The organism is Mesorhizobium sp. B2-2-4, from assembly GCF_006442375.1.
In the GTDB taxonomy this organism is placed as follows: Bacteria; Pseudomonadota; Alphaproteobacteria; order Rhizobiales; family Rhizobiaceae; genus Mesorhizobium.
Genome location: NZ_VFWB01000024.1, coordinates 1 through 16,202, shown reverse-complemented (window position 1 = coordinate 16,202; position 16,202 = coordinate 1). Strand labels below are relative to the sequence as shown.

Genomic DNA, 16,202 nt, shown 5'->3' with positions numbered 1-16,202 from the left:
GAACCGCTTCGACGCCAAAACAGAAGCGGACAGATCATGTGCTACCAAACCGGACAACTTGATTAGCTACCGACAGGCGGCGGGAACGCCGCAACCAAAAGGGGGAGCTTGACAAGTGTGCAGTTCCACCCAATGCTTGGGCATATTGTCCATATTATGGACTAAGCGATTCCAAAAAGGTCGCGCGTTCGCATTCACCGGCTGCACGAATGTGCCGAATGCCAGGCGGTGGCTGCAGCGATGCATGTGCGGAATGTCAAGGAGAGTGGCAGCGTGAACAACATAAACTACCTTACAAATATCAATTTCGGGCTTGGAGCGGCCGAGTCACTGGCGGAAATTTTGGGCGAACTCGGCGTGTCCCGCCCTTTGGTGATCAGCGATCACGGCATCAAATCCGCTGGTTTGCTTGAGCGTCCGGTATTCGAGTTCCTGAGAACAGCGCCGATCTTCCTGGACGTTCCCTCCAACCCGACTGAGAGCGCAGTTGCTGCCGGTCTCGCGCTATACAGGCAAGGCGGCTGCGATGGGGTAGTGGCGATTGGCGGAGGCTCTCCGATCGACCTGGCAAAGGGCGTGGCGCTGCTTGCCACGCACGATGGTGAACTTGAGCGTTATGCAGCGATCCTGGGCGGGCTGGCACGCATCACCGGCGCGGTAGCGCCGCTTGTGGCCATCCCGACAACGGCGGGTACGGGGTCCGAAGTTGGACGCGCGGCACTGATCACACTGGATGACGGCCGGAAGCTCGGATTTATCAGCCCGCACCTCATCCCGCGCAGGGCGATCTGTGACCCGGGGTTGACGATGGGGCTCCCCCCGGCTCTGACGGCCTCGACAGGGCTCGACGCACTGTCGCATTGTATCGAGACGTATCTTTCCCCCCGCTATAATCCGCCTGCCGAGGCAATTGCCACCGACGGCTTCCAACGGATATGGAAGGCTTTGCCTGTCGCCTACGCAGACGGCGCGAACGCGGAGGCGCGGACCGAACTCATGATGGGTGCCCTCGAAGGGGGCATGACGTTTCAGAAGGGGCTTGGCGCCGTCCATGCGCTTAGCCATGCATTGGGCGGTCTCAAGGAGGCTAAGCTCCATCATGGGACGCTCAACGCCATCCTGATGCCGACCGTCCTTCGGTGGAACGTGGAAGTTCAAGCCGTGGCTCAGAAGGTCGACTACCTCGAGCGCCTGGCGGGACTTGAACATACAACGCTCGCAGATGCACTGGACGGGTTGAACCGTAGTCTTGGCATTACGCCCAGATTGTCCGAACTGGGGGTTCCCCGGCACGTCATCGATTGGGTGTGTGAGCGAGCCATTGCAGACCACAGCCATCCCACAAATCCACGTTCGCTGACCAAGGAAGACTACGCCGCGATCCTTGAGACCGTTTTCTAGGCTGCGAATGCCCTCAAAGGAGGAGCGAGGAGGTAATTCCGTGAGACCGATCGTGATCGTAACGGGCGCAAGCCACGGCATCGGTGCCGCAACGGCGCGGCTGTTCGCCGTTGAAGGCTACGATGTTTGCATAAACTATCTTTCGGATGCTGCCGCTGCATCCGAAGTCGTTGAGCACTGCAACGCCGCAGGCGCCCGCGCCATCGCGGTACAGGGAGACGTGGGCAAGAGGGAGGACATCGAGGCCCTGTTCAGTGCCTGCGACGATGCACTGGGGCGAGTGACCTGCCTGGTCAATAATGCCGGGATCATTGGGAAAGCCTGCAGAATCGATGAGTTGCAGCCCGCGGTGCTGGAAAACACCTTCAGGACCAACGTCTTCGCCGTCATGTACTGTATACAGGAAGCCGCGAAACGCATGTCCAACCGCAAGGGCGGCAGAGGCGGGACGATTATCAACATGTCTTCGCTCGCCGCCTTCCTCGGCAGCCCGAACGAATATGTGCATTATGCCGCAAGCAAGGGTGCAGTGGAATCCATCTCCATCGGCGCGGGGAAAGAACTGGCGCCGGAGGGCATCCGTGTGAATGCCATACGTGTCGGGACCACCAACACGCGGATACACACACAAGGCGGAAACCCCGAGCGACCAGCCAGGATTGCGGCGGCAACCCCCATGGGGCGCATCGCGGAGCCTGAAGACATCGCGCGCGCGGCCCTGATGCTTGCGTCTCCTGGCGCGGGGTTCATGACAGGCACCCTGATCACGGTGTCCGGGGGGCTCTGATGCTCCGCGGTCGGGATATTCCGCTGGGAGTGCCAGGCTGGCCTGGCACTCCTGCTGAGACCAGTCGCGCCCCATCCACGGGCATTCATTCCAGCTCAATTGCCGCGCGACGCCAGTCAAGCACTCTGTAAGGTGCCTCGTCCGCGTTCGATACAAGTATCAATGCCTCGAAAGATTCGCTGTAGCCGGACCGCAGGGTCGTCCTGAGATCGACGCGCCAGCTCGGTGCCGGCTTCAGTGTGTTGAAGGTCACCCCCGCCAGCGACTGATCGAGTTGCTCGCGCGACAGACGGCCGGCGTGGAAATCCTTGATCGCCTTTCGCACCGACGGCGGCAGGCCAGGAATGTCGCCCAGCAGTCCATCATCGAGCGCTTCCAGGCGAACGCCGGCCAATCCGGAGGAGACGGTGACATAGGGTTCGATGGCGATGGCCATGTCGGGCGTTATTCCCGGGAAGGCGGCCAATTCGGAGACCGTCTGAAACAGCTTTGTGTCGTTTCCAGCCTGCTGCGGAGCGGAACCGGCCGGCTGTCCGTTCGCCGGAGTCGGCCGGGCGCGGTGGCCGATGATCTTTGTCGCCAGATCCTCCGCGGTTCCGGGAGCGGCGCCGGCGGCTCGCAACGCGCCAACGATCAGCGGCCGCTCGGCGGTGTTGAGATCGATCCGCAATGCTTCATTTCTCGCAGAGATGGAAGCGACCCCGGCCGGCAGGGTGATCGTGGACGAAATCTGATCGCTCAGCTTGCCCACACTGTCGGGCGGGCCAGCGCGGATCTCGGCCGCGGCCTGCGACAGCCCGGCTTCCGCCAGAATGCGCGCCGACGCCTTGTCTTCCGTGACGCGCACACTGGCCACGACCCCGGTCATCTGCACGCGAAGTATGACGGCAAGGAATCCCAGAAAAATCATGATCCACAGGACGCTGACGAGGATTGCACCTCGCCGGGTCGTTGCCGAGTTCATGCCCACTGCCGCAAGACCCATTTCGGCCCCATGCTTCGCCACGAAAGGTGACGCCACGATCGCGTCGAAATCAAGACTTCGCTCCCCGGCTCAAGCAATGTGATCACCATGCGGCGGGCAGCCACGCCCAGATGATGACCAGTGCCGGCGCGAGGAACGTTCCGAACGGAACGCGCGCCGCGGCACGGAGCGGGCGGCGCAAGCGAACCGCGCGGATGATGCTGAAGATGAAAGCCGCGACCGAAGCAAGCAGGATCTGGGCGCCGACGCCGGCCAGCCCGGCCAAGACGGTGGATACACCGATCAGCTTGATGTCGCCGAAGCCTATGCCGTCGCGGCCGCGCAGCCTCCCATACGTGACGTCGAACAGACACAGCAGGAGCATCAGGACGCCCCCCGGCCCGATGCGCCAGGCCAGCGCGGCGAAATCGCTCGCCTCAAACCACCAGTCGGCGAGCGCGACGACCAAGATGCCGGCCGTGTAGCGGTCAGGAATGAGCAAAGACGCAAGATCATGGACCGCGATTGCCGCGGCCAGAAGGCATAGCGCAAGCGCCGAAGCGACGACGAATGCGGGGCTTCCCATGACAGCCGGCACGGTAGCGGCGGCGAGCGCGACTGCGACGGCGGCGGTAGACCGACGCCGCGCCCTCAGAATCTTCATTCGATCATCGTCTTGGCCGGCCGCCGAAGCGGCACGTTTCTGGATGGCTCGTTCATCAGCCGCAATTGCGACCGCATCTCCTCCGCCACATGTTGCGCATCCATGCCGTCCTTCATGACCTGAGGCCGGATCAGGATGATCAGCTCCGTCCGCGTCGCGGAGTTCTGGTTGCTCCGGAAGGCGTCGCCGATGACGGGCAGATCGCCAAGCACCGGCACACCGTCGCGGCCGCGCTGCTGGCGTTCGCTGATCAGTCCGCCGAGCATCACGGTCTGGCCGCTGGTGACCGATACGGTCGAGCTGACCTTTCGTTGCGATATGGTCGGCGTCAGGGACTGGGCCTGGCTGCGCTGGACCGAGCTGATCTCCTGTTCGATGACGAGGCTGATCGTGCCGTTCCCGGTGATCCGGGGCAGAACCTTCAGGATCACGCCGGTATCGCGGAACTCGACGTTGTTGACGACCGGCGCTTCGGGATCGGTGACGGACTGCGCGGTGCGGGTGACGATCGGTATTTCATCACCGACCTGCAGCAAGGCGGGTTTGTTGTCGAGCACCACCACCGAGGGCGAGGAAAGCACCTTGACCTCGGTAACGCCGCGCAGCGCATCGATGACAACGCGCGGCTCGGTGTCGGGGCCAAGCAGCAGGTTGAAGCCCGGAAGCGTTCGCGACAGCACGGCCTTGCTGGCTTCCTGGAACAGACCGACCGATCCGTGGTTGCCGCCCACGCCGATATCATTGGATTTCAGGAAGAACTGCACGCCATAGCGCAGCTCGTTGGTCAGGGTGACCTCGGCTATCGTCGCTTCGATAGCGACCTGCTCTTGCGGCCTGTCGAGTGCGGTGATCGCCTGTTCGATCAGCCGTTGCTGGTCGGGCCGCCCGTAGATGAGAATGGTGTTGTTTTCCGGGTTCGCGGCGATGCGCACGCCGCTTTGCGACCCACCACCGCCCGGGATAGGCTGGTCGGTTTCGCCAGCGGGGGCCGGCAGGCTATCCGCCATGCGCTGATCCGGCGTCGCAGTGGCCGCCTGCGAACCGTTTGCGCCCTGATTCTGGCCGTCGGCCTGCGAGCCGGGCGGAAACTGCGAGGCCGGGTCTTCCGAAGCCGACGATGCCGGGGCGCCGTTGAATATTTCGTTGACCATCGATGCAAGGCGCCGTGGCTCCAGGTGCTGGACCTTGTACACCCGCAAATTGGAGGCAGACGCGTCGATCCGGTCGAGCCGCTCGATCCAGCTCGCCGCGCGCTGCAACTGGTTGCGCGTCTTCGCCACCACCAGAATCGCATTGCTGCGCTCGATCGGCTCGACCCTGATCGTGTTGCGTCCGCGACCGCCCTCCCCGATGTCGAGCACGCGGGTCAGCTCGGGCATCATGGTGGCGGCGCTGGAATTGTTGACAGGGAAAATGCCAACTGACTGGTCGGCCAGCCAGTCCTGGTCGAAAGAGCGCGCTGCTTCGATCGCCGCAGTCCGCTCCGCCGCCGTCCCCTGGAAGATCAACGCGTTGCGGCTGGGATCCTCGCGCACCATGCCGGGACGGGCGACGAAGTTTTCGAGCAGCGGCAGGATCGTGCTGGCGGAAACGTTTTTCAGGGGAAACACCGTGACGGCGTAGCCAGGCTGGATGGTGGTGCCCGGATCGAGTTGGGCGGCTCCGAACGCTTCGTTCGCAGGTATCAGCCGCAGACGGTCGCTTTCGCGCATCATGGCCACGCCGCTGCTGTGCAGCGCGGACTCGAACATGGTGAGGATTTCCGCGGCCGGCGTAGGCTTCGACGTCGTGATCGATACCTTGCCCGCGATTCTGGGGTCGAGCGAGTAGCTGATCCCCAGCACCTCGCCCAGCACCGTGCGGGCCGCGACCTTGATCTCGGCCTCCTCGAGGTTGACCTCGAACTTTTCGCCGCTCAGCCGCTCGAGCGACTTGCGCTCGCCGGCAGTCAGCTGCTGTTGGTATCCGTAGTATACTTCACCCTGCCGGTTGTTCTGCGTGCGGCCGAAGCCGAGCCTCGACAGAAAACCGCCGCCGGAAGGCTTGCGCGCACTCAAATCTGCGTTCGCGACCTTGTCCAGGGCATCCGGCCGCGCGGCAACGTCTCCAAGATAATCACCAGTGGAGGTACACGCGGCCACTACCGCCAGGACGCAGGCCGCCGCGCCTCTGCGAACCCACACGGAACAGGCATTTGGAGCGCTGCCTTGCCGACCTACCCTCACCTACACACCCAACCCAAGCCTACGCCCGCCGCCTCGGGAAAGTACCGTTCTATGACGCTTGAAAACCACAGGGCACGCTTTCTGCTTCCCGCTTGGACACCGTACACCTCGTCGACCTCGGTCAGCCCGAGGTAGGTGAAGAACTCGAACTTATGCCGCGATTCGACATTGGCCTGCGCCAGCGGCTGCAACTCCTCCCGCGTCAGGGCCCCGCCGACGTCGTCGTTGAGGCCCTGCTCGCATGGGCGGCAAAGCCATCGTCGAATGTTCAGCCTAACTCCTCCACGGTTGGGATTCTCAATGGAACCAGCCCGCTGGCACGGTCACCAATGCCGGGAACAGAACCAGCAGCACGATGAGGACCATCTCGGCCAGAAGGAAAGGCCACACACCTCTCAGGGCCGACCCCATTGAAACTTTGCTGATTCCGCACACCGTGTTGAGGACAGTTCCGACAGGGGGCGTAATCATGCCGACCGCGGCGGTCATGATGAACATGACCCCAAAATAGATCGGGTCGATCCCGGCCGCCGTTACGAGCGGCATGAGGATGGGTACCAGTATGGTGATCGAAGGTGCGAAATCGAGCACCATGCCGATGACAAAGATCGCCAGAACGATCATGGCCATCAGCAGGATCGGCATATCGATGAAAGGACTGAGGAGAGTAACGAGCTGGGCGGGCAGACTGGCGATCGTCATCATGAAGCCGGTGACCACGGAGGCTGCCACCAGCAGCATGATTACTGCCGTCATTCGACCGGCGTCGAGCAGCGCGTCAAAGAGCAGCCGCGGCGTCAGCTCCCGATAAACAACCAGCCCCACGAACAGTGCATAGAAGGCTGCAACGACGCCGGCCTCCGTGGGGGTGAAGATGCCGAACCGCAGTCCGACCAGGATAATCACCGGCAGCATCAACGCCCAACCGGCGGTCAGAATGGCTTTCGGGATGTCCCTGCGCGGGAGTTTGGGCTGGACCGCCGACGTTTCCTTTCTGGAGACGATCCACCAAGTCACCACTAGGCTCAGCCCCATCAGGATCCCTGGCACGATTCCGGCGAGGAATAAGCCGACGATGGAAATGTTTGCGGTGACGCCCAGGATGATGAATCCGACAGAGGGCGGGATCACGGGGGCAATGATGCCCGTCGCCGCCATCAAGCCCGAGGCGCGACTCATGCTGTAGCCCGCATCGCGCATAAGAGGGATCAGCATGACGGCAAGCGTCGCCGTATCCGCGATTGCCGATCCGGAGAGGCTGGCCATCAGCAAGCCCGTGCCGATGACCACGTAACCGAGGCCGCCACGTATGTGACCGAAGAGCGCCAGGGCCACGTTCACGATGCGGCGGGAGAGGCCGCCGGCGTTCATGAGCTCGCCGGCAATGAGAAAGAACGGGATCGCCATCAGCGGATAGCTGTCAGCGCCATTGACCAGCCTCTGCGCCAGAATCTGTGCATCCAGATTTCCCATCAGCATCATCATCGCGACGCCCGACAGCATCAGGGCGAAGGCGATTGGAATCCCGATGCCCATTGCACCGAGGAGTGAACCTATGAAGACCAAGCCGCTCACGGTGTTTTCTCCGAAACTAGCGCGGGGGACACGGCCGGTGGCGGCACATCGATCTCTGCTCCCGACCACGGGGCGGGCAGGATGCCGCGCAGCGAGCGCCACAGATCAAGAAGGAGGATCAGAGCCATCATGATGGCAGCGGTAATACCCGCGGCGTAGATGGCCCCGACGGGAATTCCCGACAGTGCTTGGACGTTGCCCCATTCGATCACGGTGAGTGACCAGCTGCCTTGTGCCAGGAGCCAGCAGCACCAAAGCATCAAGCCATACGAAACAAGAAAGCAGACGAAGCGCGCCCTGCGAGGCAACCGGACCACCAATGAGTCGACGCCGAGATGCGCGCCCTTGGCTAGGGCCACCACGGATCCCATAAAGATGATCCAGACGAGGACCACACGGGAGACTTCAACGGCAAACGGAATGCCTGAGCTGAAGCCGTAGCGTAGCACGACATTTGTAAAGATTAGGATGCTGATGACGGCCATGCCGACGACGACGAAGACGTCAAAAGCCTTGAAAAGCCACTGTAACGGCGTGGTCATAACTGCTCCCAAAAGGTTGTGCGCGCATGCATCGATCCTTGCGGCACTCTGACGAGAATCCGCAGACCGTGAGCAGGGAGCCTCCAGCATGCTGATGGGGTAGAAACACCCAATCGCGTGATGAAGGCCTGTCCTGCTCATCCGGTCGAACAGCGCAGGGGTAAAGCCAACGATCCCTCCAACCAGTAGGAGGTCCCGGGCGAGCTTCCGGTGTCAGACACCTTCCACCACGGCCAGATGTGCCTTGGCATGCTTCTCGCGGGCCTTGATCGCCGTCTGATACTCTGGAGAGTTGTAGCAGGCGAGAGCGGTCTCGTAGTCCCTGAACTCGATGACCGCCAGGCGGTTCGCGTGAGGGCCCTCCATGACCTGGCTCGTTCCCGCGCGAACGACGAAGGACGCCCCGTATTTGTCGAATGCTGCCTTGTTCAAGGCAATGTATTCTTTATAGCCCTCATGGTCCGCGATATCGACCATTGCAACCCAGTATCCTTTTTTGGTCATCTGCTTCCTCTCCCACAGAAATTCCCATACCCTCTCGCGGAAGATACGGACGTCCCGATGCATTCAAATTCGCCACAAGTGCGTTTGCCGTTGATCCTCCTCGATCACACGGCTAGAACCGAAACTACGACGCTGACTACAATATGGACAGCTTGTCCAAAAGCGTGTAGTACCACCATGTTTCGTTGTCAAGCTTGCAAGGAGATGCGCCATGGGCCTAAGTGAGCTCCAGGACGAAGCCGATGAGAGAGCTTCTACTCACGTGCAGGGAGCGGCCTCGTTCTCGAAGTTCATCACGGTGCTGCAGATCATCGCGGATGCCCCTGGAACCTTGGACATTGCCCAACTGACAAAGTGCGCGCCATTTCCCCGGGGGACGGTCTACCGTCTCGTTTCGGCGCTCACGGCGGAGGGACTCATCACACAGTCGGGAGAGGGTGGAACGTTCCGCTTGGGGCCGCGCCTCCTCCAGCTTGCTGCCAAGACCTGGGAGGACTCCGACTTGCGGACGATCGCCAGGGATTTTCTGGTTTCGCTCCGCGACGCAACCGATGAGGCGGTTCACCTTGCGGTGCCCAGCAACAACCGGATGGTCTACATAGACAAGTTGGTGGGCTCCAGCAGGGTTCAGATGAAAACCAGCATTGGCGGCCAGGTTGAACTTCACTCGACATCCGTGGGTAAGGCGTGGCTGTCTGGTCTGCCAGACCAGCGGCTGTTGGAAGTCATCAAGAGCCTGGATCTGAGACGCCATACCGCCAAGACGTTCACGACACCCGAAGCGCTGTTCGATGAGTTGAAGCGGACGCGCGAGCAAGGGTTCGCGTTCGATGACGAGGAGAACGAACCGGATATCCGCTGTCTCGGCAGCCCGATCTTCAATCGTTCGGGGGAACCGATCGGAGCGGTCAGCATCAGCATGCCGGTGTACCGGCACGACGCTCGGCGCCACGAGCTCTGCGCAAGGCTGGTGCGTCAAACGGCGAAACAGATCAGTGGCGAATTGTCCAGGATGGTGTAGCGCCGGGCGCGCCACCGCGTCCATCGCCACCATCGACGTACCGCTTTAACGGCATCGCTATCATTCGACGCTGAGGAAGATGGCTGATCCAACAGCACCGAAACAGCCTTGGGGGCCGTTCAAGCCAGGTCAGTCCGGAACCCGGCAGGCAGGCCCGAAGGGGCCCACAACAAGCTCGTTGAAGCATGCCTCGAAGACATGCTCGCGGATTGGGAGGCCAACGTGCCAGCAGCCATTGGCAAGAAGCGAGAGAAAAAGCCAGACGCACACCTCGAAATCGCCGCTTCGATCCTGCCGCGAGACTTGCCGCACCAGATCGACAAGCGGCAGCCCTTCGTCAATGCCTTCGCCCACCGCTACAACCGTCACAGGGCACACGACGCTCTCGACGAATCAACTAAGCCGAGTATCTCAAGACCTTCAGCGGCGCGCCCCGCAGGCCTCCTCACATGTCTTGAACCAGGACATCCTCCAGGATGACACCAAGCGAACTCACTGTGCCGGAATGGCTGCGACGATCTCAGGCGATAGCCTGGGTGACATTGCTTGGCATGCTCTTCCATATCGCATTTGCTTTCGGACACATCGATGGCCCGACGCATAGAAACGGCTTGCTCTTATCCAGCTTCGAGCGGTCGCTCGCAGGATCCGGAGAAGGGCCCGCGTCGGGGCACCACGACGACAAGTCCCAGGGCCGTTGTGACATATGCATCATCGGCTCCATGGGAGCCGCACTGCCGGCGCCTGCGGCAGTTCATGTCCTTTCCGAGCTCACCTTCTACGCGATCGACTGGGTCGCGACTGCGGCGCGCCCGGACCCCAGAGAACTCTCTTCACACTACGACATCCGCGGCCCTTCGCGAGCTTGAATGGATGGCTGAACTGCCGCTTCTCGCGGTCGCGCAACGCGCCGACACTTGTTATGGCGGCTAATGACCATATCGATCTGGAGAGACAGAGATGGGATTGCATCACCACACCGGGACGTTGTTTGCCGCTGGCATGTTTATTGTTATTTCGACGGCGCACGCAGAAGAAGATCGTCGAGAGCTTGGACCACATGTCCATGGACACGGGACATTGGCGATCGCTTTCGAGGCCAACAATGTTGAGATGGAGCTCGCTGCCCCTGGCATGGATATTGTCGGGTTTGAGCACGAAGCTGAAACCGCGGAGCAGAAGAGCGCCGTCGAGACCGCGCTCGCCGACCTTAAGGAACCCTTGAAGCTCTTCGCGATGCCCGACTCCGCAGGGTGCACCGTCACCTCCGCCGACGTCAAAGTCGTCACGGAAGAACATGAGGACCACCCTGCTACCGCGGAGGCTGGTGAGGCCGCGGGTTCTGAAGAGCACGGGACCCATCACACCGAGTTCCGAGCAACTTATGCTCTCGCCTGCGCGGATACTGCCCAGGCCGCGTGGCTCGACTTCCCCTTCTTCGATCGCTTCGCCGGATCCTGGAAACTCGGCGTGACGGTCGTCGATGCCAATGGACAGACCGCTTTCGAGGTGTCCCGCGAGGCGCGCTATCTGGAGAGATGAGATGAACGCGGACGCCGCGACGGACGCCGTGCGCTTGCACGGCGTCGAATACAGGTGGAACGCGCGAGACCCGTTTTGCCTCTCAATCGGCGAGTTCGAAGTTTCCCGCGGTGAGCGTCTTCTGCTGCTTGGCGCATCCGGTAGCGGAAAATCGACGCTCCTCAGCTTGCTGACAGGCATCGCGTTGGCGCAAGCTGGGCGCTTGGAAGTCCTCGGGCAACGGCTTGACGAATTGAGCGGCAGCGGGCGCGATCGGTTTCGGGCGGAACATTTTGGCATCATCTTTCAGATGTTCAATCTTCTTCCCTACGGCGCCGTCATCGACAATGTGCTGTTACCGCTCAGCTTCGCACCGGAACGTCGCGCCCGCGCAACGGCCGCGGGAGGCGCGGAGAGCGAAGCCCGGCGCCTCTTGTCGGCCCTGGGACTTCCGGCGGATATCGGGCAGCAGACGGCGGCCACCCTGAGCGTCGGTCAGCAGCAACGCGTCGCGACGGCGCGGGCGCTCATCGGCTCCCCCGATATTGTTGTCGCCGACGAGCCTACATCGGCTCTCGACGACGATCGGCAGCAGGATTTTCTCGACCTGCTGTTCGGCCAGATCGAGGCCACAAAGGCAACTCTGATCATGGTCAGTCACGACCGCCGCTTGGCGCAGCATTTCACGCGGGCGATCCAGCTCAACGACATCCTTACAACGTCGAAAAGCCGAGCCCGGGCATGATTGTCGCACGTCTCACTCTGCAATCGCTGCGCAACCGCTGGATCACGGTGTTGCTGACGATCCTTTCGATCTCCGTCAGCGTCATGCTTCTGCTCGGTGTCGAGAAGGTGCGCAGTGGCGCGCGAGACAGCTTTGCCGGGACCGTGTCTGGTGCGGATCTGGTCATTGGCGCCCGATCGGGTGCCATGCAGCTCCTTCTCTACTCGGTGTTCCGCATTGGCAACGCGACCAACAATGTCACCTGGCGCAGCTACCAGGACATCGTTTCGCGCACGCAGGTAGCCTGGGCAATTCCGCTTTCACTTGGCGACAGCCATCGCGGCTTTCGCGTCATCGGGACGACACCGGATTATTTCGAGCACCTCCAGTATCGCGGCGGCCAGGCCTTGACGTTTGCCGCAGGCGCACCCTTCGATGACCTGTTCGATGTCGTCCTCGGCTCGGATGTTGCAAGCCGGCTTGGCTATTCCATCGGCGACAAGATCACTGTCGCGCACGGTGCGGGCTCGCTTGGGCCGCAGCATGACGACCTCCCGTTTCGCGTGTCCGGCATATTGGCACGTACCGGCACGCCGGTGGACAAATCCCTCCATGTCAGTCTCAAGGCTATCGAGGCCATTCATGTCGACTGGCGGTCCGGTTCACGGATCCCGGGACAAGTTACACCGGCCGACCGTCTGCGGCAGATGACCATTGCTCCGAAGGCGGTAACCGCCGCGATCATCGGCTTGAAGTCGCGCCTGCAAGTCATCGGGTTCCAGCGCGGCGTGAACGAGTACAGGGCCGAGCCTCTTTCGGCTGTGCTGCCGGGGGTCGCCTTGCAGGAGATGTGGGGACTGGTCGCCACCGCCGAGACCGCATTGCTTGGCGTCTCCGCGATGGTCGTGGTGACCTCGATGCTCGGCTTGTCGGCAATGATCCTGTCGACGCTCAACGAGCGACGGCGTGAGATCGCGATATTGCGCTCGCTGGGGGCAAAGCCCGGCACGGTTGCAGGACTTCTTGTCGGAGAGGCGACACTGCTGACAGTAGCGGGAATCGCAATAGGAACGGCGGCACTTTATGCGGTCCTGATGGTGGCCCGCCCGCTTGTTGACAGACAGTTCGGCGTCGACATCGGCATTCAGCCTCCGTCCACGACCGATGCCCTGTTGTTGTTGGCAATATTGATCGGCGGGATGGCCGCCGGGTTCCTGCCGGCCTGTCGCGCCTAAAGGATGTCACTCGCAGATGGCATGATGGTGAGAACATGAAGACTTCCGGATTCCTCGGCAACACGAGATCGATGTTGTGCTGCATCGCTCTCATCCTGGCCGTTTTGGGCGCGGGCTGCGGCGCGGCATTCAGCGAGGCCGCAACCCAGCTGAAATGGGAGATGCTGATCCCGCCGACAGAACCGCTGGCAAATTTCCCGGACGCACTTCCTTTTGAGCAGCAGGAGGCCCTGAGAAATGTCCTATACTGGAAAGGTCACCCGTCGGGCGAGTTGAGCGAAGAGTTTGCCCTTCAGCGCGACGAAGCCAAAAAAAGGGTCGACGCCGACAGGGAAAAACTCGCAACGCAAGGCGTCGATCTTGATAAGCTTTACGAACGATACGTAACCTGGGCTACGGAGATCGGGAGGCGTGGAACGCTTACCGAGAAGAAGTTGGACGGCGAGCGGGTGGCCATCGCCGGCTATCTGCTGCCCCTGGATTTTGATCCGAACGGTACGACGGAGTTCCTGCTGGTCCCCTATTTCGGTGCGTGCATCCATGAGCCGCCACCGCCGCCGAACCAGGTGATCTACTTGAAATCCACTGCTCCGTACGCGCCTGCGGCCCTGTTCGAGGGCGTGATGATAACCGGCACGATGCGCGTGCAGTCCGAAAGGAAAGACCTCTCCTTTGTGGACGGTTCAAGCGAAGTTGCTTCGGGCTACGTCCTGGAGGGCGACAGCATCGAGCCCTATCAAGGCGAGGGTGGCGGGCAATAGTCCCGCGGAGGCAATGCCAACCGCCAGTCCGCTGGTCGGAGGCAGGCGCGTCCGTGGATGGATGCGCTCAGCGAAACCCGGTGACCCTGAGCACCTCCGCCGGCGAGGTGAGACCTTGCCCTGCCTTCCTGGCACCGTCATGCGCCATCGTGCTCATGCCCCGCTCCAGCGCGAGCGCTTCGATCCTGGAGTGGTCTGCCCCTTGTGAAGCGAGCTCGATGATAGCCTCATCGAGAACCAGGATCTCGAACACGGCGATGCGGCCTCGATACCCCGTGCCGTTGCAACGGCCGCAGCCCACTGCGTTGAACACTTTCTGGCCTTGGGAGAACCCGACAGCCTGGTAGCGCGAGTCGGAGGAGAAAGTCTCGGCCGAAAGAATTCCTTCCTGCTTGCAGTGATCGCAGAGCCGCCGCAACAGGCGCTGGGAGATGATGCCGCGGACGGCGCCGACCAGCAGATAGGTCTCGACACCCAGGTCGCGCATACGCGTGAAGGCCGCCGCCGCGGTGTTCGCGTGGACGGTGGTGAGAACGAGGTGTCCGGTGAGCGCTGCCTGGACGGCGGCCCGTGCCGTCTCGCCGTCGCGTATCTCGCCGACCAGGATCACGTCGGGGTCCTGTCGCACGAACGTCCGGATCGCGGATGAGAAGGTGATGCCGATCGCCGAGTTGATCTGCGACTGCACGATGCCGGGGATCTGGTACTCGACGGGATCCTCGATGGTCACGATCTTGCGGCCCGGATCGTTTAGCTTCGAGAGCGCGGCGGCGAGCGTCGTCGTCTTGCCGCTGCCGGTCGGGCCGGCGACGGCGATCATTCCATGGGTGTGCTCAAGGAGCCGGTCCAGCGTCTGCCGTTCCTGGTCATCCAGGCCCACGCCCGCGAAATCGAGCAGGACGCTGTCGCGGTGCAGGATGCGCATGACGACGGTCTCGCCATGGATGGAGGAGAGGGTGGCAACGCGCAGTTCGACTTCGCGGTCGCCGATGGGAAGGCGCATCGCACCATCCTGAGGCTTGCGGCGCTCGGTGATGTCGAGGCCGGCGAGAACCTTGATTCGCGACACGATCGCATCGCCCATTTCGTGCGGCGGCGGAGGCATGATCCGCAAGACGCCGTCGATACGGAAACGCATCACGAGCCGTCCGCGCATCGGTTCGAGGTGGATGTCGGTTGCCCTCAGGTCGAGCGCGCGCCGGAAGATGTCGTCGACGACAACCACAACCGGCGCGCCGCTCGCGAGATCCCGCAGGCTTGCGATAGCCGCTTCGGAGGTTGCTCCTTCGCCGGTGGCCTGGGCAACATCCTGGGTGCCGGAAAGGCGTTCCAGGCAGGATTCCAGGTCGGGTGCGGGAACCACGCAGACCTCGACGTCACCGTCGAGAACGGATCGCAGCGCCTCTATCGGGTCTGCGTCTCCAGGGTGGAGAACCCCTATGGCGGCGCTCCCGTCAGGCGCCGTGAGCGGCGCGATCCAGTTCTCCACAAGAAATCGGTTTGAGAGATTCTGCGCGACGGGCCTGTAGTCGGCGAGTTGGTGCCGGTCGAGAAGCCGCACGCCATAATAGGACGACAGGAAGCCTGCGAGGGCATCGGCGTCGACGATCTGCGCTTCGATCAGGCGGTGCAGGTCGGAGGCTCGCGAGGCCGTGCTCTCACCGAAAAGGCCCCGCGTAGCCTCGCGGCTCGCCAGTCCGGCACCGGCCATGGACGACAAGAGCGAGTGTAAGTCTGTAAGCTGTGGGTTCATTGAACGTACCTGTCGCACTTGACCCTTGAGCACAATGGACGCCGGCTTGCGCATGCCGAATCCGTCTGTCGGTTTAGTCCGCAGAGCGGTCTGCCTGACGTACGATTCCGGACCCGGCGGTTCCCCGGAAAGCTGCGCCAGACCAGAAGGCTGTGCGGTATGGGTGTCAAGAGCCCGTGCCCTTCTACTCCCACCAGACGGTGAACCGGGTGCCACACGAGGTAGCGATTGAGAATCTTTCGCTACACCCACATATCGCCGCCAATATTGCGGAACCCCACTCGACCAAGGCAAGCGTCACGCCCGCCAGCAGCTGGTGGGAAATCGTCATGACCCATGCGACCGTGACGATCGTAGCCGAGGGCCGCAGACTGCGCCGCGTTGGAATGAGCAGGCTTGGAGTGGCTGGAGCCCTTCCCGCTTCATCGCCTTGCCGGGCGTATCAATCTCAGTGATCCATGGCCTTGACGATTTCCTCGGTCATCTTCTTGGCGTCGCCGAGCAGCATCATGGTGCCGTCCTTGT

At 62.1% G+C, this 16,202-nt stretch carries 14 protein-coding genes; 7 read left to right on the top strand and 7 right to left on the bottom strand.

The window, feature by feature from the left end; translation table 11 throughout:
- The first annotated feature begins 273 nt into the window (after positions 1 to 273).
- A complete protein-coding gene (locus FJ959_RS31280) occupies positions 274 to 1,401 on the top strand; it encodes an iron-containing alcohol dehydrogenase (protein ID WP_181165444.1) in 1,128 nt (375 codons plus the stop codon).
- Between the two features lie 40 nt (positions 1,402 to 1,441).
- On the top strand, positions 1,442 to 2,188 hold the full coding sequence (locus tag FJ959_RS31275; protein ID WP_140525786.1) for an SDR family oxidoreductase: 747 nt from the start codon (positions 1,442 to 1,444) through the stop codon (positions 2,186 to 2,188).
- Between the two features lie 85 nt (positions 2,189 to 2,273).
- On the opposite strand, the gene FJ959_RS31270 is transcribed toward FJ959_RS31275, so the two are convergent.
- The 6 genes from FJ959_RS31270 to FJ959_RS31245 all read right to left on the bottom strand — a co-directional run bounded on the left by FJ959_RS31270 (position 2,274) and on the right by FJ959_RS31245 (position 8,662).
- Positions 2,274 to 3,152, bottom strand: coding sequence for a type II secretion system protein GspK (locus tag FJ959_RS31270; protein WP_181167615.1), 879 nt, complete (start codon positions 3,150 to 3,152; stop codon positions 2,274 to 2,276).
- A gap of 103 nt (positions 3,153 to 3,255) precedes the next feature.
- Complete coding sequence (locus FJ959_RS31265; protein WP_140567733.1) at positions 3,256 to 3,816, bottom strand: A24 family peptidase; 561 nt, start codon at positions 3,814 to 3,816, stop codon at positions 3,256 to 3,258.
- Positions 3,813 to 5,873, bottom strand: coding sequence for a type II secretion system secretin GspD (gene gspD / locus FJ959_RS31260; RefSeq protein ID WP_181165439.1), 2,061 nt, complete (start codon positions 5,871 to 5,873; stop codon positions 3,813 to 3,815). The genes FJ959_RS31265 and gspD overlap by 4 nt, the downstream gene beginning before the upstream one ends.
- 465 nt (positions 5,874 to 6,338) lie before the next feature.
- Complete coding sequence (locus tag FJ959_RS31255) at positions 6,339 to 7,616, bottom strand: TRAP transporter large permease subunit (RefSeq protein ID WP_140500983.1); 1,278 nt, start codon at positions 7,614 to 7,616, stop codon at positions 6,339 to 6,341.
- A complete protein-coding gene (locus tag FJ959_RS31250) occupies positions 7,613 to 8,158 on the bottom strand; it encodes a TRAP transporter small permease (protein WP_181165438.1) in 546 nt (181 codons plus the stop codon). The genes FJ959_RS31255 and FJ959_RS31250 overlap by 4 nt, the downstream gene beginning before the upstream one ends.
- A 213-nt stretch (positions 8,159 to 8,371) precedes the next feature.
- Positions 8,372 to 8,662, bottom strand: coding sequence for a DUF1330 domain-containing protein (locus FJ959_RS31245; protein WP_140500979.1), 291 nt, complete (start codon positions 8,660 to 8,662; stop codon positions 8,372 to 8,374).
- A 211-nt stretch (positions 8,663 to 8,873) separates the two neighbouring features.
- Here FJ959_RS31245 and FJ959_RS31240 point away from each other — a divergent pair, with 211 nt between their 5' ends.
- The 5 genes from FJ959_RS31240 to FJ959_RS31220 all read left to right on the top strand — a co-directional run bounded on the left by FJ959_RS31240 (position 8,874) and on the right by FJ959_RS31220 (position 13,924).
- Positions 8,874 to 9,683, top strand: a complete 810-nt coding sequence (locus tag FJ959_RS31240; protein ID WP_140500977.1) for an IclR family transcriptional regulator — start codon at positions 8,874 to 8,876, stop codon at positions 9,681 to 9,683.
- A 960-nt stretch (positions 9,684 to 10,643) separates the two neighbouring features.
- On the top strand, positions 10,644 to 11,225 hold the full coding sequence (locus FJ959_RS31235) for a DUF2796 domain-containing protein (protein WP_140633881.1): 582 nt from the start codon (positions 10,644 to 10,646) through the stop codon (positions 11,223 to 11,225).
- Between the two features lies 1 nt (position 11,226).
- Complete coding sequence (locus FJ959_RS31230; RefSeq protein WP_140500970.1) at positions 11,227 to 11,949, top strand: ATP-binding cassette domain-containing protein; 723 nt, start codon at positions 11,227 to 11,229, stop codon at positions 11,947 to 11,949.
- Complete coding sequence (locus tag FJ959_RS31225) at positions 11,946 to 13,163, top strand: FtsX-like permease family protein (protein WP_210239550.1); 1,218 nt, start codon at positions 11,946 to 11,948, stop codon at positions 13,161 to 13,163. Before FJ959_RS31230 ends, FJ959_RS31225 begins: the two co-directional genes overlap by 4 nt.
- 35 nt (positions 13,164 to 13,198) lie before the next feature.
- A complete protein-coding gene (locus FJ959_RS31220) occupies positions 13,199 to 13,924 on the top strand; it encodes a DUF3299 domain-containing protein (RefSeq protein WP_140633879.1) in 726 nt (241 codons plus the stop codon).
- A 67-nt stretch (positions 13,925 to 13,991) separates the two neighbouring features.
- Here FJ959_RS31220 and FJ959_RS31215 read toward each other — a convergent pair whose 3' ends face one another.
- Positions 13,992 to 15,731 carry a GspE/PulE family protein gene (locus FJ959_RS31215; protein ID WP_140633876.1) on the bottom strand — a complete coding sequence of 580 codons (1,740 nt, stop codon included), beginning with the start codon at positions 15,729 to 15,731 and terminating at the stop codon, positions 13,992 to 13,994.
- Between the last annotated feature and the right edge of the window lie 471 nt (positions 15,732 to 16,202).